This is a genomic window from Rhodoferax sp. RT4P68 (genome assembly GCF_056521305.1).
On record NZ_JBWMBB010000004.1, the window covers coordinates 127,838 to 150,256 of the forward strand.

The 22,419-nt window shown below is 67.7% G+C and carries 21 protein-coding genes, 1 tRNA gene and 1 pseudogene; 11 read left to right on the top strand and 12 right to left on the bottom strand.

What is annotated here, in order from left to right:
* Positions 1 to 432: 432 nt before the first annotated feature.
* From AC099J_RS10040 to AC099J_RS10070, 7 genes and pseudogenes are all read left to right on the top strand, one after another.
* A pseudogene (locus AC099J_RS10040) lies at positions 433 to 567 on the top strand (hypothetical protein); the annotation flags it as partial.
* Between the two features lie 192 nt (positions 568 to 759).
* On the top strand, positions 760 to 1,428 hold the full coding sequence (locus AC099J_RS10045) for a methyl-accepting chemotaxis protein (RefSeq protein ID WP_479615457.1): 669 nt from the start codon (positions 760 to 762) through the stop codon (positions 1,426 to 1,428).
* Positions 1,429 to 1,535: 107 nt separating this feature from the next.
* A protein-coding gene (gene prfB / locus AC099J_RS10050) for a peptide chain release factor 2 (RefSeq protein WP_479615104.1) occupies positions 1,536 to 2,640 on the top strand; the annotation gives its coding sequence in 2 pieces (ribosomal slippage) (positions 1,536 to 1,616 and positions 1,618 to 2,640; 1,104 coding nt in all).
* A gap of 2 nt (positions 2,641 to 2,642) precedes the next feature.
* Complete coding sequence (locus tag AC099J_RS10055; protein ID WP_479615105.1) at positions 2,643 to 3,317, top strand: HAD family hydrolase; 675 nt, start codon at positions 2,643 to 2,645, stop codon at positions 3,315 to 3,317.
* Positions 3,301 to 6,015: an aminopeptidase N gene (gene pepN / locus AC099J_RS10060; RefSeq protein WP_479615106.1), complete on the top strand. Its 2,715-nt coding sequence runs from the start codon at positions 3,301 to 3,303 to the stop codon at positions 6,013 to 6,015. Before AC099J_RS10055 ends, pepN begins: the two co-directional genes overlap by 17 nt.
* 25 nt (positions 6,016 to 6,040) lie before the next feature.
* Positions 6,041 to 7,048 carry a class 1 fructose-bisphosphatase gene (locus AC099J_RS10065; protein ID WP_479615107.1) on the top strand — a complete coding sequence of 336 codons (1,008 nt, stop codon included), beginning with the start codon at positions 6,041 to 6,043 and terminating at the stop codon, positions 7,046 to 7,048.
* A 12-nt stretch (positions 7,049 to 7,060) separates the two neighbouring features.
* A tRNA-Thr gene (locus tag AC099J_RS10070) sits at positions 7,061 to 7,136 on the top strand.
* A gap of 236 nt (positions 7,137 to 7,372) precedes the next feature.
* On the opposite strand, the gene AC099J_RS10075 is transcribed toward AC099J_RS10070, so the two are convergent.
* The 6 genes from AC099J_RS10075 to nirB form a co-directional block, all read right to left on the bottom strand.
* Complete coding sequence (locus AC099J_RS10075; RefSeq protein ID WP_479615108.1) at positions 7,373 to 7,639, bottom strand: hypothetical protein; 267 nt, start codon at positions 7,637 to 7,639, stop codon at positions 7,373 to 7,375.
* Positions 7,640 to 7,743: 104 nt separating this feature from the next.
* Positions 7,744 to 7,992, bottom strand: a complete 249-nt coding sequence (locus AC099J_RS10080; protein WP_479615109.1) for a hypothetical protein — start codon at positions 7,990 to 7,992, stop codon at positions 7,744 to 7,746.
* Positions 7,993 to 8,110: 118 nt separating this feature from the next.
* Complete coding sequence (locus tag AC099J_RS10085; protein WP_479615110.1) at positions 8,111 to 9,838, bottom strand: bifunctional protein-serine/threonine kinase/phosphatase; 1,728 nt, start codon at positions 9,836 to 9,838, stop codon at positions 8,111 to 8,113.
* A gap of 8 nt (positions 9,839 to 9,846) precedes the next feature.
* Positions 9,847 to 10,659 carry a formate/nitrite transporter family protein gene (locus AC099J_RS10090; protein WP_479615111.1) on the bottom strand — a complete coding sequence of 271 codons (813 nt, stop codon included), beginning with the start codon at positions 10,657 to 10,659 and terminating at the stop codon, positions 9,847 to 9,849.
* Positions 10,660 to 10,689: 30 nt separating this feature from the next.
* Positions 10,690 to 11,049 carry a nitrite reductase small subunit NirD gene (nirD, locus tag AC099J_RS10095; RefSeq protein ID WP_479615112.1) on the bottom strand — a complete coding sequence of 120 codons (360 nt, stop codon included), beginning with the start codon at positions 11,047 to 11,049 and terminating at the stop codon, positions 10,690 to 10,692.
* A gap of 19 nt (positions 11,050 to 11,068) precedes the next feature.
* On the bottom strand, positions 11,069 to 13,594 hold the full coding sequence (nirB, locus tag AC099J_RS10100) for a nitrite reductase large subunit NirB (RefSeq protein ID WP_479615113.1): 2,526 nt from the start codon (positions 13,592 to 13,594) through the stop codon (positions 11,069 to 11,071).
* A gap of 458 nt (positions 13,595 to 14,052) precedes the next feature.
* Here nirB and AC099J_RS10105 point away from each other — a divergent pair, with 458 nt between their 5' ends.
* Positions 14,053 to 14,424 carry a hypothetical protein gene (locus AC099J_RS10105; protein WP_479615114.1) on the top strand — a complete coding sequence of 124 codons (372 nt, stop codon included), beginning with the start codon at positions 14,053 to 14,055 and terminating at the stop codon, positions 14,422 to 14,424.
* Positions 14,425 to 14,434: 10 nt separating this feature from the next.
* On the opposite strand, the gene AC099J_RS10110 is transcribed toward AC099J_RS10105, so the two are convergent.
* Positions 14,435 to 14,641: a hypothetical protein gene (locus AC099J_RS10110; RefSeq protein ID WP_479615115.1), complete on the bottom strand. Its 207-nt coding sequence runs from the start codon at positions 14,639 to 14,641 to the stop codon at positions 14,435 to 14,437.
* Here AC099J_RS10110 and AC099J_RS10115 point away from each other — a divergent pair.
* A complete protein-coding gene (locus AC099J_RS10115; protein WP_479615116.1) occupies positions 14,640 to 15,407 on the top strand; it encodes a class I SAM-dependent methyltransferase in 768 nt (255 codons plus the stop codon). The two genes, AC099J_RS10110 and AC099J_RS10115, sit on opposite strands and share 2 nt — an antisense overlap.
* A gap of 131 nt (positions 15,408 to 15,538) precedes the next feature.
* Positions 15,539 to 15,823 (top strand): hypothetical protein, encoded by a 285-nt coding sequence (locus AC099J_RS10120; RefSeq protein WP_479615117.1) that lies wholly within the window; start codon positions 15,539 to 15,541, stop codon positions 15,821 to 15,823.
* Positions 15,824 to 15,846: 23 nt separating this feature from the next.
* On the opposite strand, the gene AC099J_RS10125 is transcribed toward AC099J_RS10120, so the two are convergent.
* Both AC099J_RS10125 and AC099J_RS10130 read right to left on the bottom strand, forming a co-directional pair.
* Positions 15,847 to 16,872: an AraC family transcriptional regulator gene (locus AC099J_RS10125; RefSeq protein WP_479615118.1), complete on the bottom strand. Its 1,026-nt coding sequence runs from the start codon at positions 16,870 to 16,872 to the stop codon at positions 15,847 to 15,849.
* A gap of 172 nt (positions 16,873 to 17,044) precedes the next feature.
* Positions 17,045 to 17,212, bottom strand: a complete 168-nt coding sequence (locus AC099J_RS10130; RefSeq protein ID WP_479615119.1) for a hypothetical protein — start codon at positions 17,210 to 17,212, stop codon at positions 17,045 to 17,047.
* Between the two features lie 78 nt (positions 17,213 to 17,290).
* Here AC099J_RS10130 and AC099J_RS10135 point away from each other — a divergent pair, with 78 nt between their 5' ends.
* Positions 17,291 to 18,655, top strand: coding sequence for an NAD(P)/FAD-dependent oxidoreductase (locus tag AC099J_RS10135; protein ID WP_479615120.1), 1,365 nt, complete (start codon positions 17,291 to 17,293; stop codon positions 18,653 to 18,655).
* A 96-nt stretch (positions 18,656 to 18,751) separates the two neighbouring features.
* Here the strand turns inward: AC099J_RS10135 and AC099J_RS10140 are convergent, their stop codons facing one another.
* The 3 genes from AC099J_RS10140 to glmM form a co-directional block, all read right to left on the bottom strand.
* Complete coding sequence (locus AC099J_RS10140; protein WP_479615121.1) at positions 18,752 to 19,657, bottom strand: UDP-2,3-diacylglucosamine diphosphatase; 906 nt, start codon at positions 19,655 to 19,657, stop codon at positions 18,752 to 18,754.
* Positions 19,658 to 19,868: 211 nt separating this feature from the next.
* Entirely contained in the window at positions 19,869 to 20,861 is a 993-nt protein-coding gene (locus AC099J_RS10145; RefSeq protein ID WP_479615122.1) for a tripartite tricarboxylate transporter substrate binding protein, read from the bottom strand.
* 193 nt (positions 20,862 to 21,054) lie between these two features.
* The gene (glmM, locus tag AC099J_RS10150; protein WP_479615123.1) at positions 21,055 to 22,410 is read right to left on the bottom strand and encodes a phosphoglucosamine mutase; all 1,356 of its coding nucleotides are present in this window, start codon (positions 22,408 to 22,410) and stop codon (positions 21,055 to 21,057) included.
* Positions 22,411 to 22,419: the final 9 nt, after the last annotated feature.

A 22,419-nucleotide genomic window follows, 5' to 3' on the forward strand; every position in this document is an offset into this window, starting at 1 on the left:
CACGAGCGCCAGATCGGCAGCCTGCTGAGCAGTTTCAAGACGCAGGTGCAGGAGTGGAAGAACGTGCTGCTGCGCGGCCAGGACCCGAAGCAGCTGGATCGCTACTGGAGCGCCTTCGAGAAAGCGGACGCCAGGATTGCGGCCGAGGCGCGGCAGCTGCAGGACGACCTGAAAGGCGACGAGGCCGGTACGTTGATTGACCGCTTCGGCACCGCCCACGCCGGCATGGGCGTGGCCTACCGCAAGGGCCTGGACGCATTCAAGGCCGCCAACTTCGACGCCAGCGTGGGCGACAAGGCGGTGCAAGGCATGGACCGCGAACCAGCGCGGCTGCTGGACGAAGCTGGCACGAAGATCGCCGAAGCCAGCCAACGCGTCGCCGCCCAGGCCCGTGCCGACGCCCGGCAAGCGCTGCTCATCAGCCTGGCGGCCATGCTGGTGGTGTGCGCCGTCGCCGTTGTCGGCTCCATCGCGTTCAGCCGCTCGGTCGTGCGGCCGCTGGGCCGGGCCGTGCTGGTCTCGCGCGCTGTGGCTGGCGGCGATCTGACCGCCGCTGCCCCGGTGGCAGGCCGGGACGAAATCGCCGACCTGCTGAACGCCCTGCATGCGATGCAGGGTCAGCTGTCCACCGTGGTGGCCAACGTGCGCCACAACGCCGAAGGGGTGGCCAGCGCCAGCAGCGAGATCGCGGTCGGCAACAACGACCTGTCGGCACGCACCGAGCAGCAGGCCTCGGCGCTGCAACAGACCGCCGCCTCCATGGAACAGCTCAGCGCCACCGTGCGACAGAACGCCGACAACGCCCGCGCCGCCAACGCGCTGGCGCACAAGGCGTCGCAGGTCGCGGTCGAGGGCGGTGAGGCCGTGGGCCGCGTGGTGCAGACGATGCAGGGCATCAGCGATGCCTCACGCAGGATCGCCGACATCATCGGCACCATCGACAGCATTGCCTTCCAGACCAACATCCTGGCGCTGAACGCGGCCGTCGAGGCGGCCCGTGCCGGCGAGCAGGGGCGCGGTTTCGCCGTCGTCGCCACCGAGGTGCGCAGCCTGGCCCAGCGCAGCGCCGATGCTGCGCGCGAGATCAAGGCGCTGATCGGCACCAGCGCCACCCGCGTCGACCAGGGCTCGGCACAGGTCGACCAGGCCGGCACGACGATGCAGGAGGTCGTCGCCTCGATCCAGCGCGTCACCGACCTGATGGGCGAGATCAGCGCCGCCAGCCAGGAGCAGAGCGAAGGCGTGGCCCAGGTCGGCCATGCGGTCACGCAGATGGACCAGGCGACGCAGCAGAACGCCGCCCTGGTCGAGGAAAGCGCCGCCGCCGCCAGCAGCCTGAAGTCGCAGGCGCACGATCTGGTCCAGGCCGTGGCGATCTTTCGGCTCTCAGGCTCCGCCATGCCGCAGCGGGCATTGGCGGCCCCCTGAGCCACCCGCCGCCCCGCGCCATGGCCCGCGCCGCCAGGTGCATGGCATGCGCGTGAGAAAATCGCCGGTTCGCCGCAAGGCATCCTCATTACTGAATCGAGAACACCATGGAAGCAGAACGCATCAACCAAATCGGCGCCCAACTGACGGACCTGTCCGCCCGCAGCCAAGAGTTACGGGGGTATCTTTGACTACGATGCCAAAACCGAACGCCTGAGGACGGTCATCGCCTCGCTGGAAGACCCCACGGTCTGGAACGACCCCAAAAAGGCCCAGGAACTGGGCCGGGAAAAGAAGGCGCTGGACGACGTCGTGCTGACGCTGCAGCGCCTGGAGACCGAGCTGTCGGACAACACCGAGCTGTTCGAGATGAGCAAGGAAGACGGCGATGAAGCCGGCCTGCTGACCATCGCAGCTGAAAGCGCCGAGCTGGCCAAAGAGGTCGAGGCGCTCGAGTTCCGCCGCATGTTCAACAACCCGGCCGACCCGCTGAACGCCTTCGTCGACATCCAGGCCGGCGCCGGTGGCACCGAGGCCTGCGACTGGGCCAGCATGCTGCTGCGCCAGTACCTGAAGTACGCCGAGCGCAAGGGCTTTAAGACGCAGATCGAGGACGAGACCCCGGGCGACACGGCCGGCATCAAGGGCGCGACGATCAAGGTCGAGGGCGAGTACGCGTTCGGCCTGCTGCGCACCGAGACCGGCGTGCACCGCCTGGTGCGCAAGTCGCCGTTCGATTCGTCGGGCGGGCGCCACACCAGCTTTGCCAGCATCTTCGTGTACCCGGAGATCGACGACTCGATCGAGATCGAGATCAACCCGTCGGACGTGCGCACCGACACCTTCCGCGCCAGCGGCGCCGGTGGCCAGCACATCAACAAGACCGATTCGGCCGTGCGGCTCACGCACATCCCGACCGGCATCGTCGTGCAATGCCAGGACGGCCGCAGCCAGCACAGCAACCGCGACGTGGCCTGGAAGCGCCTGCGCTCGCGGCTGTACGACTTCGAGCTGCGCAAGCAGCAGGAAGCGCAGCAGAAGCTGGAAGACACCAAGACCGATGTCGGCTGGGGCCACCAGATCCGCAGCTACGTGCTGGACAACAGCCGCATCAAGGACCTGCGCACCAACGTCGAGGTCTCGGCCACGCAGAAGGTGCTGGATGGCGATCTGGATGTGTTCATCGAGGCTTCGCTGAAGCAAGGGGTCTGAGCATGCCGATCGAAGCCCTGATCTTCGACATGGACGGCACCATGGTCGATTCCATGCCCTGGCATGCGCAGTCGTGGGTCGCCTTCTGCCGCAGCCACGGCATCCAGATGCAGGCCAGCGAGATCCTGGCCCGCACCACCGGGCGCACCGGCGCCGAGTGCATGGTCGAAGTGTTCGGCCGCCCGCTCGGTGAGGCCGAATCGCTCGCCCTGGTGCACGAGAAGGAAGAGATCTACCGCACCCTCTTCGCCGAGCGCTTTTGCGAAGTGGCGGGCTTCACCGCCTTCGCAAGCCGGGCCGCCGGCGCCGGCCTGAAGCTGGCGGTCGGCACCGCGGGCGACAAGCACAACATCGAATTCGTGATGTCGCGCCTGGCCATGGACCCGCTGCCGCTGGCCATCGTCGGCGGCGACGAGGGCTTCAGCGGCAAGCCTACGCCGGCCATCTTCCTGGAGGCGGCGCGCCGCATCGGCGTGGCGCCCGAGCGCTGCATCGTGTTCGAAGATGCGCCCTTCGGCATCGAGGCCGCACGCCGTGGCGGCATGCGCGCCGTGGCCGTGTGCAGCACGCACTCGGCAGACGAACTCGCCGGCCCCCACGTGGTGGCCGCCGTGCGCGACTACCACGAACTCATCCAATCGAATTTTCTGGAGAAGCTCGATGTTGCAATCGCGTGATGCGCAGAGCCAGCCCGTGACCGTCCGCCGTGAGGACTACCAGGCGCCCGCGTTCTGGATCGACACGGTCGACCTGTGCTTCGACCTCGACCCCGCCAAGACGCGGGTGCTCAACAAGATGGTGCTGCGCCGCAACCCCGAGGTGCCAGCGCAGCCGCTGCGCCTCGATGGCGAGGAACTCAACCTGGCGCGCGTGCTGGTCAATGGCCAGGGCGCGTCGTTCCGCATCGACGGCAGCCAGCTGGTGCTGGAGAACCTGCCCGCCGCCGAGGACGGCCCCTTCGCGCTGGAGATCTTCACCACCTGCGCGCCGGCCAAAAACACCAAGCTGATGGGCTTGTACGTCAGCAACGAATCCTTCTTCACGCAGTGCGAGGCCGAGGGCTTTCGCCGCATCACGTATTACCTGGACCGTCCTGACGTGATGGCCAGCTTCACGGTGACGCTGCGTGCGGACAAGTCCAAGTACCCGGTGCTGCTGTCCAACGGCAACCTGGTCGAGCACGGCCCGCTCACGGGCGACGGCAACGAGAACCGGCACTTCGCCAAGTGGGTCGACCCGTTTCGGAAGCCCGCCTATCTGTTCGCGCTGGTGGCCGGCAAGCTGGTGGCGCGCGAGCAGCGCATCCGCTCGCGCCTGGGTGGCGACCATCTGCTGCAGGTCTTCGTGCGCCCGGGCGACCTGGACAAGACCGACCACGCCATGCAGTCGCTGATGGCCTCGGTGGCCTGGGACGAAGCCCGCTTCAGCCTGCCGCTGGACCTGGAGCGCTTCATGATCGTGGCGACCAGCGACTTCAACATGGGGGCCATGGAGAACAAGGGCCTCAACATCTTCAACACCAAGTACGTGCTGGCCAACCAGGCCACGGCGACGGACGTGGACTTCGCCAACATCGAGAGCGTGGTCGGGCACGAGTACTTCCACAACTGGACGGGCAACCGCGTCACCTGCCGTGACTGGTTCCAGCTGAGCCTGAAGGAAGGCCTCACGGTGTTCCGCGACCAGGAGTTCAGCCAGGACCTGTGCACCGAGCCTTCGGCGCGCGCCGTCAAGCGCATCGAGGACGTGCGCGTGCTGCGCACCGCGCAGTTCCCCGAAGACGCCGGCCCGATGGCGCACCCGGTGCGGCCCGACAGCTACGTGGAGATCAACAACTTCTACACCGTCACGATCTACGAGAAGGGCGCCGAGGTCGTGCGCATGATGCAGACGCTGGTGGGCCGCGATGGCTTTGCCGCCGGCATGAAGCTCTACTTCGAGCGGCACGACGGCCAGGCCGTGACCTGCGATGACTTTGCCCAGGCGGTTGCCGACGCCAACCCCGGCTCGGAACTGGCCCGCCTGCTGCCGCAGTTCAAGCGCTGGTACAGCCAGGCCGGCACGCCGCGCGTGCACGCCAGCGGGCAGTACGACGCGGCAGAGCGCCGCTACACGCTGCAGCTGTCGCAGACATGCCCGGCCACACCCGGCCAGGGCTACAAAGAGCCGTTCGTGATCCCGGTCGCGCTCGGCCTGCTGGCCGCCGATGGCAGCGAACTGGTGCGCCCGGCCACCGCCACCGGCACGCAGACGCCTTCTTTGTTCGTGATGACCGAGCCCGGCCACACGCTGGTGTTCGAAGACCTGGATGCCGAGCCCGTGCCTTCGCTGCTGCGTGGCTTTTCGGCGCCCGTGGTGCTGGACATCGCCTACAGCGACGCACAGCTGCTGAGCCTGCTGGCGCACGACACCGACCCGTTCAACCGCTGGGAGGCCGCGCAGCGCCTGGCCGTGCGCCGTGCGCTGCGCAGCATCGGCGACGACGCACCTGCGTCCGATGACCACGCGCCGCTGGACGATGCCTTCATCGACGCCATGCGCGGTGTGCTGCGCCACCCCATGCTGGATGCGGCCTTCAAGGAACTGGTGCTGACGCTGCCCTCCGAGTCGTACCTGGCCGAGCAGCTGGACGTGGTCGACCCGCAGCGCATCCATGCCGTGCGCGAAGCCATGCGCGCGCAGCTGGCCACGGCGTTGTTTGCCGACTGGGAATGGTCGTTCGAGGCGCACCGCGACAACGGCGCCTACCAGCCGGACCCGACCTCCTCCGGTCGCCGCGCGCTGGCCGGCATGGCCTTGTCGCAGCTGTGCCTGGCCGCCCGCACCAGTGGCGACACGGTGTGGCCCGGCAAGGCCTATCAGCGCTTCAAGGACGCTGACAACATGACCGACCGCTTCAATGCGCTGTCGGCACTCGTGTCAAGCGAACACGCGCTGGCTCCGCAGGCGCTGCAGCGTTTCCACACGTTGTTCAAGGACGAGGCGCTGGTGCTGGACAAGTGGTTCGCGCTGCAGGCCGCAAGCCCCGACCGTAACGGCAACATCCTGCCGGCGGTCCAGCAGCTGATGGCGCACCCGGACTTCAACCTGCGCAACCCGAACCGCGCGCGCAGCGTCATCTTCAGCTACTGCAGCGCCAACCCCGGCGCCTTCCACCGCCAGGATGCCGCCGGCTACGCGTTCTGGGCCGATCGCGTGATCGAGCTGGACGGCATCAACCCGCAGGTGGCGGCGCGGCTGGCGCGCGCGCTGGACCGCTGGATGAAGCTGGCCGAGCCCTACCGCTCGGCTGCGCGCGAAGCTTTGCAGCGGGTGGCGGCCAAGCCCGACCTGTCCAACGACGTGCGCGAAGTCGTTTCGCGCGCGCTCGACTGATTCTTCTCACTGTTCAAGGAAGCCCATGGCCACCAAAGTTTCATTGACCCGCTACCTCGTCGAGCAGCAACGCGTCGACGGTCACATCCCCGAAGACCTGCGCCTGCTGCTCGAAGTCGTCGCCCGCGCCTGCAAGAACATCAGCCAGTCCGTGCACAAGGGCGCGCTGGGCGACGTGCTGGGCGCCGCGCAGACCGAAAACGTACAGGGCGAGCTGCAGAAGCGGCTCGACATCATCGCCAACGAAGTGCTGATCGAGGCCAACGAGTGGGGTGGCCACCTGGCGGCGATGGCGTCCGAGGAGATGGACAGCATCTACGTCGTGCCGCACCGCTATCCGCAGGGCGAATACCTGCTGCTGTTCGACCCACTGGATGGCTCGTCCAACATCGATGTCAACGTCAGCATCGGCACCATCTTCAGCGTGCTGCGCAAGCCCGACGGCGGCGCCGCCATCACCGAGCAGGATTTCCTGCAGGCCGGCGTGCACCAGGTCGCGGCCGGCTACTGCGTCTATGGCCCGCAAACCACGCTGGTGCTGACGGTCGGCGATGGCGTGGCCATGTTCACGCTGGACCGCGAGCAAGGCTCCTTCGTACTGACAGCCGAGAAAGTGCAGATCCCGGCGGACACCAAGGAATTCGCGATCAACATGAGCAACATGCGCCACTGGGATGCCCCGGTGCGCCGCTACATCGACGAATGCCTGGCCGGCCAGGAAGGCCCGCGCGGCAAGGACTTCAACATGCGCTGGGTTGCCAGCATGGTGGCCGACGTGCACCGCATCCTGACGCGCGGCGGCATCTTCCTGTACCCCTGGGACAAGCGCGAGCCAGACAAGCCAGGCAAGTTGCGTTTGATGTACGAGGCGAACCCCATGAGCTGGCTGGTGGAGCAGGCCGGCGGTGCGTCGACCAACGGGCGCCAGCGCATCCTGGACCTGCAGCCGAACAAGCTGCACGAACGCGTGAGCGTGGTGCTGGGGTCAAAAAATGAAGTCGAGCGGGTGACGGGGTACCACGCCGCGCTATAATCGCGGGCTTACGCCGGTGTAGCTCAGTCGGTAGAGCAGCTCATTCGTAATGAGAAGGTCGGGTGTTCGATTCATCTCTCCGGCACCAAGTCAGCAAAAGAAACCCCGCTATCCAAAAGGTAGCGGGGTTTTTATTTTGGCCGCCGGTCACGCCATGTTTAGTCGCTGATGTAAGCCGAATGGGCGTGCGCGCAAGACCCTCTAGCGCGTCTGCCTATTCGGCAGGCACCGCGTCGCAGCCCGCGCCAGGCAACGATCCCCGGCGTTGCACAGGCAGTTGTCCACAGCGTTGCCCACAGGCAGCAGGGACAACCTGCAGCAGCCTCAGGGGCTGCCCCGGCGCTTGACCACCACGGCCATGCACGCCAGGGCGAGCAGCGCCATCCACAGCGGGTCGGTGGTCGCAGCCTGGGCCGGCGACAACAGGCCTTCCAGCCGGCTTTCGACATGCTGCAGCCAGGCGGATGTGGCGGCCAGTGACGGCAGCGCGGCCGCGTGCTGCGGCGCTTCGTTGACGGCCGACGAGGCTGAAATGGCCAGCAGGCCGCCCATGCCGACCAAAGAACGCTTCAAGAATTTGCCAATGCCCATGTTGGTGCTCCAGGAAGTTGTGCACCGGGTATTGCATCTACCGTGCCCCGCTCGGAAAGCGCGCAGCCCGACCCTATGTCGGATGCGGCCTACAACGGGGGGCGTCAGACCGCCTCCTTCAGGGCCTGCTTGGCCTTGTTGGCGGAACGCTCGGATTGCTTTTTGTGGTAGCCCGATTTCGCCTTATTCACGACCTTGCCGACCGGGCCGCTCTTGTCGGCCTCGCCGTCCGCGCGCTTCTGCTCGATCTTGTGCTGCGCCGCGTCGGTGGCTTCGGAAGCAGCCTTGCCGACCTGGGCGGACACAGACATGACGCTCATGGCGACGACCATGGCCGTAAGGGTTTTCTTCATTGGGGGAACTCCAGATCCATTGCGACGCCTGCCGATCGCCGGCAGGCGTCACGCATGATCCTGGCAGCTTTGACAGGCTCTTGTAGGCCGAGAGCACCTCACCCTGTGGGGCGTTGACTCAACCCCCCAGTGCGCGCATTCCGAGCAGACCGAACACCGCCAATGCCAGCACCACGGTGGTGCATTGCCAGAACAGCACCGGGTTGCGCTCGACCAGCGGCGGCGCGCGGTGGCGCAGAAACTCCTGCCTCGGGGCCTGCAGATCCTGCGCGAATTCGGACACGGCGCCTTGCCGCTTGGCAGGCTGGGGCTGCAGCGCCTTGTGCAGCACCGCGTCGGCCCAGGCTGGCACATCGGGCCGGTGGTGGCGCAGTGGCACATAGCGCAGGCGGTGCAGGTCGGCCGGCGCCCGCACCTGCGGCACTGCCAGGCCGTAGGGCAGCTGCCCGGTCAGCATCTGGTAGGTGATGACCGCCAGCGAGAACAGGTCCGATGAGGCGCTGCCGCCCTGTCCGCTGAAGTATTCGGGCGCCGTGTACTGCAGGCTGCCGGCAATAGTGTGCGAGCAGGTGTCGCGCTCGCTGGCCACCAGCCCGGCCACGTGGGTGCAGGCCAGGTCGATGATCTTCACCGTGCCGGTGCTGTCGATCATCACGTTCTCGGGCCGCAGATCCTGGTGCAGCATCTCGCGCCCGTGCAGCGCCTGCAGGCCGCGCGCCAGTTGCAGCACGATGGCACGCACGCTGTCCAGCGTGGGCCGCGGGTGGTCGACCATCCACTGCGCCAACGTCTGGCCCTCGACAAACTCCATCGCCACGAACAGGTGGCTGCGCGCCCGGTCGAACGCGGCGGCCTTCAGCACATGCGGGCTGTCGACGCGCCGGGCCACCCACTCTTCGAGCACGAAGCCGTCCAGATACGCAGGCTCCTCGCGCAGATCGACCGCAGGCAGCTTCAGCACCACGCGCTGGCCGGTGGCGTCGTCCACCGCCAGGTGCACATGGCTGCGCGCGCTGACGTGCAGCTCACGCACCAGCGTGAACCCCTCGAAGCGCGCGCGCGGCGCAAGCGGCTGCGCGATCGCCAGGCCCTCGCGTTGCCACTGAAGCGGTGCGGCGTCAGCACGCGGCAGGGCGTCGATGCGCAGCAGCTGCAGGGTGGCGTCGTCGTCGCTGCCCTGTGCGTGCGCGGCGGCCACCAGTTGCTGTGCGGCCGCGTCCAGCGCATCGCCGTGGCGGGCCAGCGCCGCGTGCACGGCGGGCGCGTCCAGCCGGGCGTAGGCGCCGTCGGTGGCCAGCAGATAGACCTCGCCGGCCTCGGCCTCCCAGCAGCGGTAGTCGATCTCGACGTGCGCGCCCACACCCAGCGCGCGGCCCAGGTAGGACTCCTCGAACGACAGCTGCACGCGGTGGTCGTCGGTCAGCTGCTCCAGCGCGTGCGCGTGCAGGCGGTAGATGCGGGCATCGCCGACGTGCAGCAAGTGCAGGTCGCGGCCTTTCAGGATCAGCGCGCTGAAGGTGCAGACGTAGCCGCTGTCTCTGTCGAAGCGCGCGGCGCTGCGCATGTTCTGCGCGTGCAGCCAAGAATTGGTGGCGGCCAGCACGCGCTGGGCCGAACGCCGCACGGACCACGCTTCCGAGGTGGCGTAGTAGTCCTCCAGAAAGCCACGCACGGCCGCCGCGCTGGCCACCTGGCTGACGGTGCTGGAGCCGATGCCATCGGCCAGCGCCAGCACAATGCCCTTGCTGCGCTGCTGCGATTCGCGCGGCAGCAGCGCGCCGTGAAAGTCCTGGTTGATGCCGCGCCGGCCGGCGCTGGAATGCTGGCCGAGCGTGACGCCGGACATGGGGGCGATCAGGCGATGCGGCGCTTGGCGCCCGTCTTGTAGTGCGTCGAATACAGCGTGACGCCGACGAACGTCAGGCCGCCCACCAGGTTGCCCAGCACGGTGGGGATCTCGTTCCAGATGATGTAGTCCATCAACGTGAAGTTGCCGCCCAGCATCAGGCCGGTGGGGAACAAGAACATGTTGACGATGCTGTGCTCAAAACCCATGTAGAAAAACACCATGATGGGCATCCACATGCCGATGGCCTTGCCCGAGACGCTGGTCGACATCATGGCCGCCACGACACCGGTGGACACCATCCAGTTGCACATCACGGCGCGCACGAACAGCGTCAGCATGCCGGAAGCGCCGTGCGACGAGTAGCCCACGGTACGGCCTTCGCCGATGTGGCCCAGCTTCTCGCCGATGGCGTTGGGCGCCTCGGAAAAGCCGAACGTGAAGATGATGGCCATGAAGACCGACACCGTCAGCGCACCGGCGAAGTTGCCGCAGAACACCAGGCCCCAGTTGCGCAGCACGCCGCGCCAGGTGGCGCCGGGGCGCTTGTCGAACACCGCCAGCGGCGTCAGGGTGAACACGCCGGTCAACAGGTCAAAACCCATCAGGTACAGCATGATGAAGCCGACCGGAAACAACATGGCACCGATCAGTGGGTCGCCGGTATTGACGGTCACGCTGACCGCGAAGGCTGCGGCCAGCGACAGGATGGCACCGGCCATGTAGGAGCGGATCAGCGTGTCACGGGTGGACATCAGCAGTTTTGATTCGCCGGCGTCGACCATCTTGGTCACGAATTCAGTGGGAGCGAGGTAGGCCATGAAGTTCTCTGGAAAAGGTGGACGTCGGTTTCAGTTCAGGGCGACCAGCACGTGGCCGTTGTCCACGCGCACGGCGTGGGCACGCACCGAGTGCTCGGGCGCCTCCAGGCATTCGCCGGTGGCCAGGTCGAAATGGTTCTTGTAGAGCGGCGAGGCGACGACGATGCGCTCGCCCAGGTTGCCGACCAGACCGCGCGAGAGCACGCTGGCGCCGGATTTCGGGTCCACGTTGTCGATGGCGTAGAGGCGGTCTGCGCCGAGGCGAAACACCGCCACGTGGCGCTCGTGCACACGCGCGCAGACACCGGTGTCGGGAACGATGTCGTCCAGTGTGCAGACCGCCGTCCAGCGGGTGGCATCGGCGGTGAGGGTGGCCAGGTCGTTGTTCATCGTGGGGCTCCGGGCGGGTTCATGCGGCGGTGGTGGTGGTGTCGGCGCGCTCATCCAAGCGGGCCGGGCGGATCTGGCCGCGCTCTTCGATGAAGACGATGTGCTCGTCGGGCTTGTCGCTGTTGACGAAGCTCTTGAAGCGCTGGCGCACGGCCGGCGTGGTGACTGCCGTCTTCCACTCGCACTGGTAGGTGTCGACGACGTTCTGCATCTGCGCCTCCAGTTCGGCACCCAGGCCCAGGCGGTCCTCGATCAGCACCTGCTTGAGGTAGTCCAGACCACCTTCGAGGTTTTCGCGCCAGGTGCTGGTGCGCTGCAGACGGTCGGCCGTGCGCACGTAGAACATCAGGAAGCGGTCGATCAGTGCGATCAGCGCGTCCTTCGTGAGGTCGCTGGCGATGAGCTCGGCGTGGCGCGGCTTCATGCCGCCATTGCCGCAGACGTACAGGTTCCAACCCTTGTCGGTGGCGATGATGCCGACGTCCTTGCCCTGCGCCTCGGCGCATTCACGCGTGCAGCCCGAGACGCCGAACTTGATCTTGTGGGGCGCGCGCAGGCCCTTGTAGCGGTTCTCCAGCTGCACGGCCAGGCCCACGGAATCGTCCACGCCGTAGCGGCACCAGGTGCTGCCGACGCAGCTCTTCACCGTGCGCAGCGACTTGCCATACGCATGGCCGCTCTCGAAGCCAGCGGCGATCAGCTCTTCCCAGATCAGCGGCAGCTGCTCCAGCCGCGCGCCGAACATGTCGACCCGCGCGCCGCCCGTGACCTTGGTGTACAGGCCGTACTTCTTGGCCACGGAGCCCACCGCGATGAGCCCGTCCGGCGTGACCTCGCCGCCCGGCATGCGCGGCACCACGGAATAGGTGCCGTCCTTCTGGATGTTGCCGAGGAAGTAGTCGTTGCTGTCCTGCAGCTTGGCCAGCTGGGGCTGCAGCACGAACTCGTTCCAGATCGAGGCCAGCACGCTGGCGGCGGCCGGCTTGCAGATGTCGCAGCCCAGGCCCTTGCCGTGCTTGGCGAGCAGATCGTCGAAGGTCTTGATCTGGCCCACGCGCACCAGGTGGTAGAGCTCCTGGCGCGAGTAGGCGAAGTGTTCGCACAGATGGTTGTTGACGGCCATGCCGCGCTTGGCCATCTCCATCTTCATGACCTGCGTGACCAGTGGCACGCAGCCGCCGCAGGTGGCGCCGGCCTTGGTGCAGGCCTTCATCTCGGCGGCGGTGCACACGCCCTCGCCCACCGCAGCGCAAATCTGCGCCTTGGTCACGCTGTTGCACGAGCAGATCTGCGCCGTGTCGGGCAGCGCGTCCACGCCCAGGCCGGGCTTGGCTTTGCCGTCGCTTGCGGGCAGGATCAGGAACTCCGGCTCATCCGGCAACGCGATACCGTTGAGCGCCATCTGCAGCAGCGTGCCGTACTCGTCGGCATTGCCCACCAGCACGGCGCCGAGCAGCGTCTTGCCGTCTTCGCTGGTGACGATCTTCTTGTAGATCTGCTTGCGCTCGTCCACATACTGAAAACTGCGGCAGCCCGGCGTCTTGCCCTGGGCGTCGCCGATGCTGGCCACGTCCACGCCCATCAGCTTGAGCTTGGTGCTTATGTCGGCACCGACGAAGGCCGCATCCGTCTCGCCGGCGATGTGGCGCGCGGCCACGCGGGCCATGTCGTAGCCCGGCGCCACCAGGCCGAAGACCTGCTCGTTCCAGGCCGCGCATTCGCCGATGGCGTAGATGTCGTGGTCGCTGGTGCGGCAGTTGCTGTCGATCGCCACGCCGCCGCGCGGGCCCAGGGCCAGCACGCTCTGGCGCGCCAGTTCGTCGCGCGGGCGGATGCCGGCGGAGAACACGATCATGTCGGTCTCCAGGTGCGTGCCGTCGGCGAACACCATGCGGTGGCGCGCGGTGGCGCCATCGGTGATCTCCAGCGTGTTGCGGCTGGTGTGCACGTGCACGCCCAGCGCCTCGATCTTGGTGCGCAGCACGCGGCCGCCGCCTTCGTCCACCTGCACCGCCATGAGACGAGGCGAGAACTCGACGACGTGCGTGTCCAGCCCCATGTCGCGCAGCGCCTTGGCGCATTCCAGGCCCAACAGTCCACCGCCGATGACCACGCCGCTCTTGGATTTGGCGCCCGAGGCCTTCATCGCCTCCAGATCTTCGATGGTGCGGTAGACGTGGCAGTGCGGCCGGTCACGCCCCGGCACGGCCGGCAAGAACGGCGCCGAGCCGGTCGCCAGCACCAACTTGTCGTAGACCAGCTCTTCGCCATCGGCCGTGGTGATGGTGTTGGTGCGGCGCTCGATGCTGGCGGCCTTGGCGGCCAGGTGCAACGTGAAGCCGCTGCGCTCGAAGAAGCCGGGCTCGACCAGCGACAGTTCGTCGGCCGTGGTGCCCGAGAAAAAGGCCGACAGGTGCACCCGGTCGTAGGCGGGGCGCGGCTCTTCGCACAGCACCGTCACCTGCGCATCGGTCACGCCCAGCGCGTCGAGTTGCTCGAGAAACTTGTGGCCCACCATACCGTGGCCAATCACTGCGATTTTCATGTCGGGTCCTGTAAACACCGGCGCCGTGGCGGGGTCAGGACACTGCACGAACTGGCGGGCAGTCGGTGCAAGAGGCCCCGCGTCAGACGGATGCGAATCGGGTTGGAACGAAGCGAACGTCGAGCGGGTTGCTGTCGATTCGCGTGGGTCTCGCCGTCATTAGCGGAGGCACTGTGCTCTGCGCGGCAACGCTGCCGGCGGAACATGCAGCTTGCGTCGCAACATCCATGCCGGGCCGATCGTCCGCGTCTGGAGCACGCCCGTGGCGGTTTGCACCGAAAGCGGACGCTGCAGCCCTCGCCGTGGGCCAATGCGTTACCAACCTGGTGCGTTTTCGGCCGAATGGGGTCCCGTGATTGGCCTGCCAGGCGACCGGGTGGCGTCCTACGGGTGCGGCACCACCCGGCTTTTACGCTTGCCAGGCGCGCACCCGCCCTATCTCAACAGGCGACGCGCTGATGTTCCACCCCTTAGGAGAAGATATGAATAAAGCAGTATTGACCGTCGGTTTTGTGATTGCCCAGACGCTGGCCATGGGCGCATTTGCCCAAGGCGAAGTCGGTGGCGTGAAGAAGGCACCCACACCAACGAACATGACCGGCACCGAGAAGGCAGAAGCCCGCTCGGACCGTAGGGAAGACGCAGCCGCCGCCAACCAGGCAGGTCAAGCCACCAAGGGTGGTCTGGTCGGTGGCGTGAAGCCCGCGCCGAATGCTTCGGACATGTCCAAGACCGACAAGTCCGCTCGCACGGAAACCCGTGCCGAGGCAGCCGCTGCCAACAAGGCAGCTTCGATGCCCAAGGGCGGCCTGGTCGGCCCGACCAAGTAAGCGCCCCACGTCAGGTCTGCTGCGGCAGACTTGCGCGACCGCTCGAACCCGCCACCCGGCGGGTTTTTTGCGTCTGCGGGCCGTGGCCGTCGACGACGGGTCGCGCCAGCATGTCGGCGTGCGGCGTTGAACGTGCGCGCCCTGCACAGGCCCGGCCGCCCTTGGCCACCTCGCCGTACGCGACGCCTGCGTCGAGCGCGTCGGGATAATGCTGCATGCAAGAACAACGTTCCGGCCTTCTGGCCGATGAGGCGCTGGCCCCGCACACGCCGCTGGCCGCCTACTACGCAGACGAGGCCGAACACGGCCGCTACCTGCGCCGCATCTTCGACGCCACCGCCAGCGACTACGACCGCATCGAACGCGTGCTGGCCTTCGGCAGCGGCCCCTGGTACCGGCGCATGGCCTTGCAGCGTGCCGGGCTGCGGGCCGGCGCCCAGGTGCTGGACGTGGGCATCGGAACCGGCCTGGTGGCGCGGCAGGCGCTGGCCATCGTCGGTCACGAGGGCCAGGTGACCGGTGTGGACCCGAGCCCCGGAATGATGGGCGAGGTGACGCTGCCGGGCGTGCCCCTGTTGCAGGGCCGTGCCGAGGCCCTGCCCTGCCCGGCAGCCAGTTGCGACTTCCTCAGCATGGGATACGCGCTGCGCCACCTGACCGACGTGCACGCCGCCTTCGCCGAATTCCACCGCGTGCTGCGGCCCGGTGGCCAGCTGCTGGTGCTGGAGATCACCAAGCCTCAGCACCCGGCCGCCACGCTGCTGCTGCGCGGCTACATGCGCGCGGTGGTGCCGCTGATCGCCAAGGTGGTGGCGCGCCAGCGCGACACGGCCGAGTTGTGGCGCTACTACTGGGACACCATCGAGGCCTGCATCGCACCGCAGTCGGTGCTGGATGCGCTGCGTGCTGCCGGCTTCGAGCTGGTGCAGCGCCACACCGAGCTGGGCATCTTCTCGGAGTACACGGCGGTCAAGCCGCGCTAGCACACGGCGGCGCCAGCGCTGCCACGCACGCCGAGACGGGCAGGCTTCCTACAACCCTCGCACCGCCGAAATTTCATCATCCAAGCCGATGACGTCAGGGGCTCCACCTGGCGCACGCTTTGGAGAACATGATGAACCTCACCCAGGCACAGGCGCTGGCCCGGATGGAAGAGACAGAACCCGACTACACACGCACGGTGCTGCGCGATTCGGGCTACGGTGAACTCGCTGAACAGTGGCTGGACGCAGCCAGCGCTTTCGAGACGGCGACCGATGAGACACAACGCTCGGGCGTGGACAAGGTCGGCCTGACCACCATGCGCACCTACGCCCGCATGTGCGTGAGCTGGTCGCGCATCAGCCAGTTGCGCGACCAGGCGCTCGGCCGCATCGAACGCTTGACGCACCCGAGCTGAGTTCGCGCCCTCCCCCGGCTGTTTCAGGACAGTCGCGTCTGGCGATACGCCCCTGGCGCCACGCCCGTCCAGTGCTTGAACGCGCGGTGAAAGGTGCTGGCCTCGGAGAAGCCCAGCTGGCCGGCGATCTCGGGCAGCGCCAGGCCGGGCCGCGTCAGCAGGTCGATGGCGGCATCGCGCAGCAGGTCGTCGCGGATGGCGCGAAACCCGTGGCCCTCATCGCGCAACCGGCGGCGCAGGGTCTGCGGCGTCATCGCCAGCAGATCGCCCACGCGTTCCAGTGACGGCATCGGCCCGCCCAGGTGGCGGCGCAGGATGCGGCAGATGCGCTCCGTCAGGCTGCTGTCGTCGCGGTACCGCAGCAACAGGCTGGCCGGCGCCTGCGCCAGAAAGCCGGCCAGGCTCTCGGTGGTCTGCACCACCGGCAGGGACAGCCAACGCGACTCGAAGCGCCAGCCAGCGCCCATGCCGTAGTGCAACGGCGCCTGAAACAGCAAGGGCGTGTCGCCGACGTGGCCGTGCTCCGAGTGCGGCAGGTCCACCGCCAGCAGCGGCAGCCGCCGCGCCACCAGCCAGCAGACCAACCCATAGGCCAGAAAGCCGAAAGCGCGCTGGGCGTAGACCAACAGCGCATCGGCCGGCACGCGCGGCACCACGTGCAACGCAGCCACACCGCCGTCGACCCGCAGCCGCGGCGTGAAATCAGACAAGAGCAGCCGGTAGTGGCGCAGACCGGCGCGCAATGCTTCTTCCAGTGTGCGGCACCCCACGGCCAGGCGGCAGGCGGCCTCGAAGCTGCCCAGCGGCACCGGCCGGCTGCACAACCCCCACAACTCGTCGCGCATGCTGTGGCGCAGGCCGAAGACCAGGGCCGCGTACTGCGCCTGGCTGACGCGCGCCAACGGTGCCTGCAGCAGCTCCGGCGGGATGCCGGCGCGCTCGAGCAGGCGATCGCAGTCGCGACCAGCACGGCGTGCGCCGAGCAGGATTTGCGTGACCTGGCCGATGGAAATGGTGGGGCGTGTGGTGCCGGGATTCGGTGGTTGCATGGGGGACCGCTGGCCTGCGGCCCAGACCCCGGCCGCACGCTGGCGCGGCGGATTGTAGGAGTGCCATGGCCACGCCTGCGGCCCCTGGGCGAGCCCTCGCCCGACGCCCTGCACACCATGCATGGTCACCGTACCGATCGAACCGGCGCTGCGCGACGACGCGACCACACGTTCACTCCGGCTTGAAGCCGATCTCGTCCAGCATCACCTCCTCGCGCGCGCATTGCTGGCCGATGTACTGCTGGTAAGCCACGCCCGGGATCGACCAGGCTGCCAGGTCGAAGTCGTTCAGGATGCGGATACACGCGCCTGCCCACAATGGCCGAACGACTTGGCGCATTGGCCGAAAATGACAAGCGCCAGCAGATCGGCGGCGGACCTCTTTATCATCCGGCCTCCTCGTTCCACCACCCGCACCATGCCCGCTGTAGCTTCCGAATCCCCCGCACCAGACGCCACCGAGCTCGCCACCTGCGATGTGTTCGTGATTGGCGGCGGGCCGGCCGGCGCCACCATTGCCGCGCTGCTGGCGCAGCAGGGCCGCGACGTGGTGCTGGTGGACAAGGCCCAACACCCGCGCTTTCACATCGGCGAATCGCTGCTGCCGGCCAATGTGGCGCTGTTCGAGCGGCTGGGTGTGCGTGAGCAGGTGGCGCGCATCGGCATGCCCAAGTACGGCATCGAGTTCGTCTCGCCCGAGCACGAGCATTGCAGCTACGTGGACTTTGACGAGGCCTGGGACAAGAGCATGCCGATGGCCTGGCAGGTACGCCGCTCCGATTTGGACGAGCTGCTGTTCCGCAATGCTGCCGCCAAGGGCGCCCGCACGCTGGAGGGGTGCAAGGTGCGCGAGGTGGCCTTCGACGCTGACGGCGCCACGGTGCGGACCCAGCTGGCCGACGGCACGCGCAAGGGCTGGCGCGCACGCTTCGTGGTGGACGCCAGCGGGCGCGACACGCTGTTGGCCAACCAGCTGCGCAGCAAGCAGAAGAACCCCAACCACAACAGCACGGCGCTGTTCGGGCATTTCACCAACGTGCGGCGGCTCGAGGGCAAGCGCGAGGGGAACATCAGCATCTGCTGGTTCCCGCACGGCTGGTTCTGGTTCATCCCGCTGGCCGACGGCACGACGAGCGTGGGTGCGGTGGCCTGGGCCTACTACCTGAAGTCACGCGGCGACAAGCCGTTGAAGGATTTCCTGCTCGAGACCATCGCGATGGCGCCGGAGCTGGCCGACCGGCTGAAGGAAGCGACGCTGGTGGACGACGCGGTCCACGCCACCGGCAACTTTGCCTACAACAGCACGCACGCCACCGGCGAGCGCTATGTGATGCTGGGCGACGCGTTCGCCTTCATCGACCCGATGTTCTCGTCCGGCGTGTACCTGGCCATGCACAGCGCGTTCGACGGCGCCGACCTGGTGGCCACGGCGCTGGACAAGCCGGCCGAACTGCCGGCCGCGCGCCGCGCGTTCGAAGCCATGATGCGCAAGGGCCCGCGCGAGTATTCGTGGTTCATCTACCGCGTGACGAACCCGACGATCCGCGAGATGTTCATGTACCCGGCCAACCCGATGCGGGTCAAAGAGGCGCTGATGTCCGTGCTGGCGGGCGACATCTACGGCAAGACGCCCTACCGCCGCGCGCTGAACATGTTCAAGGGCATCTACTACATGATCTCGCTGGGCCACCCGGTGCGCACCTGGCGCGGCTGGCGCCGGCGTGGGCACAACATCCGCGATGTCGGGATGCTCAAGGGCGAGACGGTCCAGCGGGCGGAGTAGCGGCCGACGTGGGCCATCACTGGCCCGCGCCGCTCATTGGACTACCCTTCGCCGTCGCGCGGGCGGTGACAGCCTCTTGAGGCGGCCCCGCGCAGCTCAGACGGTAGCGGCCTGCTCAGGTGCCACAGGCACTGCCAGCGGCTCTGCGTGTTTCTTGGTCGCGCGGCTCGGCTGGTGCTGGTGGGCGCCGTGCCAGTGGACGAGTTCCAGCCGGCCGTCGTGGTGCTCGACCAGCGCGGTCAGGCTCTCCACCCAGTCACCATCGTTGCAGTACAGCGTGCCGTCGATCTCGCGCACCTCGGCGCGGTGGATGTGGCCGCACACCACGCCCTGGTAGCCACGCTTGCGGGCTTCGGCGGCCACGGCTTCTTCGAATGCGGTGACGTAGTTCAGGGCTTTCTTGACCTTGTGCTTCAGGTACGCCGAGAGCGACCAGTACGGCAGGCCCATGCGCGCGCGCAGGCTGTTCAGATGGCGGTTCAGCCGCAGCGTGAGCTCGTAGGCGTTGTCACCCAGGTAGGCCAGCCACTTGGCGCACTGGATGACGGCGTCGAAATGATCGCCGTGGATCACCCAGAGCCTGCGGCCGTCGGCCGTGGTGTGCACGGCTTCCTCGCGTACCTCGATGCCGCCGAAGTGGTGGCCGGCGAAGCCGCGCGCAAACTCGTCGTGATTGCCTGGGATGAACACCACCCTGCAGCCCTTGCGGGCGCGCCGCAGCAGCTTTTGCACGACGTCGTTGTGGGCCTGCGGCCAGTGCCAGCGGCGGCGCAGTTGCCAGCCATCGACGATGTCACCGACCAGATACAGCGTCTGGCTGGAATGCGATTTGAGGAAGTCCAGCAGCGGGCCGGCCTGGCAGCCAGGCGTGCCCAGGTGCAGGTCGGAGATGAAGACCGCGCGGTAGGTGGTGTGGCCGCCACTCGCAGGGCACTCGTCAGCCGCGTCGTCCGGCAGGTCCGCCTCCGGCCAGAAACCGAGGGTGTCAAAGGCTGCGTGCATGTCAGCGCAGGTGGGCGATCCGCAATGCGTGCCGCGTGGGGTGGTCCATCGGATGCTCCTGGTAGCCGCCGCGCAACGCACGGCCCGTGCGCCGCAGTATGGGCAGCCGGTGTGACGTCAACGTGTCGCCCGCATGGCGCGGGCATGACGATGCGATCGCGCAACGCGGGCTTGGAGCGTGGGCGAACGCGGGCCGGGGCCCGTCGCGCTTTCAGGGCGCGGACTGCCGGGTCCGGCGCACCAGCTCGCCGTATTCCAGCAGCTCGCGCCGGATCTGTGCGCCCATTTCGTCAGGCGTGCTGGTCATGGACTCGATGCCCATGGCCAACAACTGCTGCTGCACCTGCGGGTCGGCAAGGGCCTTCAGGATCTCCCGGTTCAGTCGGTCCACCACGACGCCGGGCGTGCCGACCGGAGCCATCAGGCCGAACCAGGTGCCCAGGTCGATGCCGGGCACGCCGGCCTCGGCCAGCGTGGGCACGAACGGCAGCACGGAGGAACGCCGGGCTGTGGTGACGGCCAGTGCCGTGGTCATGCCGGCGCGGATGTAGGGCAGTGCCGAGCTCACCATATCGAACATCACCGACACCTGCCCGCCCAGCAGGTCGACCACGGCCGGGCCGCTGCTGCGGTAGGGGATGTGCGTGAGCTGCGCGCCCGTCTGCTGCTTGAACAGCTCGCCGATCAGGAAGTGGGCCGAGCCCATCCCGGCCGAGGCGTAGTTCAGGCGGTCGGGCTGGCCCTGCGAGACGCTGACCAGCTCGAGCGCAGAGCGCGCGGCCACGGTGCTGTTGACCACGACGACGTTGGGCACCAGCGCCAGCATGCCGACGGGCATCAGATCGGCATCGAGTCGGTAGCCCAGCCAGGGCAGGACGTGCTGCGCGATCGGGTGGTGCGACGAGGCGGCCAGCAGCGTGTAGCCGTCGGGCGCGGCGCGGCGCACATAGTCGGCACCCACAGTAGCGGCACCGCCCGCGCGGTTTTCGACCAGCACGGGCTGGCCCAGCTGGCGGGCGATGCGAGGGCTGAGCACCCGGATCAGGATGTCGGTGGTGCCCCCGGGGGCAAACGGCACGACGATCTTGACGGGCCTGCCGGGGTAGTCGGCCACGGGGTCGGCAGCGCGCGTTGGCAGAGCGGTGCTCGACAGGACGGCGGCCAGCACCAGCGGGGCCGCGCGCCATGGACGGGATTTCGGCATGGGGGCCTCCTTGCGTCACTGCAGGCAGGCATCGTAGCGGCGGCCCATCGGGACTGCACGGCGGGCCGCAACACTGGCACCGCGCGCAGGGTCGGCAGAGGCAGAGGCTCAGCCCGGGCGCCAGCTCATGCTCATGCTCAGGCCATGGTCAGGGTCAGAATCTGGACAGGCCCAGGCCCGGGCCAGGGCGCGCTCAGCCCAGTGTGGCGGCGATGCGCTCGGCGCAGCGTCGGGCCTGGTCGGCGTCGCGCGCCTCGACCATCACGCGCAGCACCGGCTCGGTACCGCTGGCGCGGATCAGCACGCGGCCGGCATCGCCGAGTTCGCGTTCGACTTCGCGCATGGCGCTGCCCATGGCCGCGTTGGACTTCCAGTCCTGTCCCGGCCGCAGGCGCACGTTGAGCAGCACTTGCGGGAACAGCGTCAGGTCGCCCAACACGTCGGACAGGCTTTGGCCGCTGCGCACGCAGATCTGCAGCACCTGCAGCGCGCTGATCAAGCCGTCACCGGTGGTGTGCTTGTCCAGAGCGAGCAAGTGGCCGGAACCCTCGCCACCCAGCAGCCAGCCGCGCTTTTCCAGTTCTTCCAGCACGTAGCGGTCGCCCACCTTCGCGCGGACCAGTTCCACGCCCTTGCTGCGCAGCGCCAGTTCGACCGCCATGTTGGTCATCAAGGTGCCGACCACGCCGGGCACGGCATCGCCACGGCGCTTGCTCTGCTTGCTGCCGCCGCGCGACAACCGCTCCTTGACCATCAGGTAGAGGATCTCGTCGCCGTTGAACAGGCGGCCATTGCGGTCGACCAGCTGCAGCCGGTCGGCGTCGCCGTCCAGCGCGATGCCGAAATCGGCATGGTGTTCCAACACCTTGGCGATCATGGCTTCTGGGTGCGTGGCGCCCACTTTTTCGTTGATGTTCAAGCCATCGGGGGCGCAGCCCATCTCGATGACTTCAGCTCCCAGTTCGTGAAACACCAGCGGCGCGATCTGGTAGGCAGCGCCGTGCGCCGCGTCGACAACGATCCGTACGCCTTTGAGCGTGAGTTCGGTGGGAAAGCAGCTTTTGCAGAACTCGATGTAGCGGCCGCCGGCATCGTCCAGCCGCCGGGTCTTTCCCAGGCTGGCGGAGTCGACCCACTGCGGTGGGCGTTCCAGCGCCGCTTCGACGGCGATCTCCCAGTCGTCGGGCAGCTTGGTGCCCTGGGCGCTGAAGAACTTGATGCCGTTGTCCGGGTAGGCGTTGTGGCTGGCGCTGATCACCACGCCCAGGCTGGCACGCTGCGCGCGCGTCAGGTAGGCCACGCCGGGCGTGGGCAGCGGCCCGAGCAGCACGACGTCGACGCCGGCGGAGTTGAACCCGGATTCCAGCGCGCTTTCCAGCATGTAGCCGGAGATGCGCGTGTCTTTGCCGATCAACACCGTGGGGCGCTGCTCGGTCTGGCGCAGCACGCGGCCAACGGCGTGCGCCAGGCGCAGCACGAAGTCGGGTGTGATGGGCGCAACACCGACGGTGCCACGGATGCCATCGGTGCCGAAATACTGACGTGTCATGGAGCTTGT

Coding starts and splice junctions, on each gene's coding strand:
- AC099J_RS10115 (WP_479615116.1), top strand. CDS start 14,640: ATGCAAGAACAACGTTCCGGCCTTCTGGCCGATGAGGCGCTGGCCCCG.
- nirD (WP_479615112.1), bottom strand. CDS start 11,049: ATGAACAACGACCTGGCCACCCTCACCGCCGATGCCACCCGCTGGACG.
- AC099J_RS10120 (WP_479615117.1), top strand. CDS start 15,539: ATGAACCTCACCCAGGCACAGGCGCTGGCCCGGATGGAAGAGACAGAA.
- AC099J_RS10080 (WP_479615109.1), bottom strand. CDS start 7,992: ATGAAGAAAACCCTTACGGCCATGGTCGTCGCCATGAGCGTCATGTCT.
- AC099J_RS10140 (WP_479615121.1), bottom strand. CDS start 19,657: ATGCACGCAGCCTTTGACACCCTCGGTTTCTGGCCGGAGGCGGACCTG.
- glmM (WP_479615123.1), bottom strand. CDS start 22,410: ATGACACGTCAGTATTTCGGCACCGATGGCATCCGTGGCACCGTCGGT.
- AC099J_RS10055 (WP_479615105.1), top strand. CDS start 2,643: ATGCCGATCGAAGCCCTGATCTTCGACATGGACGGCACCATGGTCGAT.
- AC099J_RS10145 (WP_479615122.1), bottom strand. CDS start 20,861: ATGCCGAAATCCCGTCCATGGCGCGCGGCCCCGCTGGTGCTGGCCGCC.
- AC099J_RS10110 (WP_479615115.1), bottom strand. CDS start 14,641: ATGCAGCATTATCCCGACGCGCTCGACGCAGGCGTCGCGTACGGCGAG.
- pepN (WP_479615106.1), top strand. CDS start 3,301: ATGTTGCAATCGCGTGATGCGCAGAGCCAGCCCGTGACCGTCCGCCGT.
- AC099J_RS10125 (WP_479615118.1), bottom strand. CDS start 16,872: ATGCAACCACCGAATCCCGGCACCACACGCCCCACCATTTCCATCGGC.
- nirB (WP_479615113.1), bottom strand. CDS start 13,594: ATGAAAATCGCAGTGATTGGCCACGGTATGGTGGGCCACAAGTTTCTC.
- AC099J_RS10085 (WP_479615110.1), bottom strand. CDS start 9,838: ATGTCCGGCGTCACGCTCGGCCAGCATTCCAGCGCCGGCCGGCGCGGC.
- AC099J_RS10045 (WP_479615457.1), top strand. CDS start 760: ATGGAACAGCTCAGCGCCACCGTGCGACAGAACGCCGACAACGCCCGC.
- AC099J_RS10130 (WP_479615119.1), bottom strand. CDS start 17,212: ATGCGCCAAGTCGTTCGGCCATTGTGGGCAGGCGCGTGTATCCGCATC.
- AC099J_RS10135 (WP_479615120.1), top strand. CDS start 17,291: ATGCCCGCTGTAGCTTCCGAATCCCCCGCACCAGACGCCACCGAGCTC.
- AC099J_RS10065 (WP_479615107.1), top strand. CDS start 6,041: ATGGCCACCAAAGTTTCATTGACCCGCTACCTCGTCGAGCAGCAACGC.
- AC099J_RS10105 (WP_479615114.1), top strand. CDS start 14,053: ATGTTCCACCCCTTAGGAGAAGATATGAATAAAGCAGTATTGACCGTC.
- AC099J_RS10090 (WP_479615111.1), bottom strand. CDS start 10,659: ATGGCCTACCTCGCTCCCACTGAATTCGTGACCAAGATGGTCGACGCC.
- AC099J_RS10075 (WP_479615108.1), bottom strand. CDS start 7,639: ATGGGCATTGGCAAATTCTTGAAGCGTTCTTTGGTCGGCATGGGCGGC.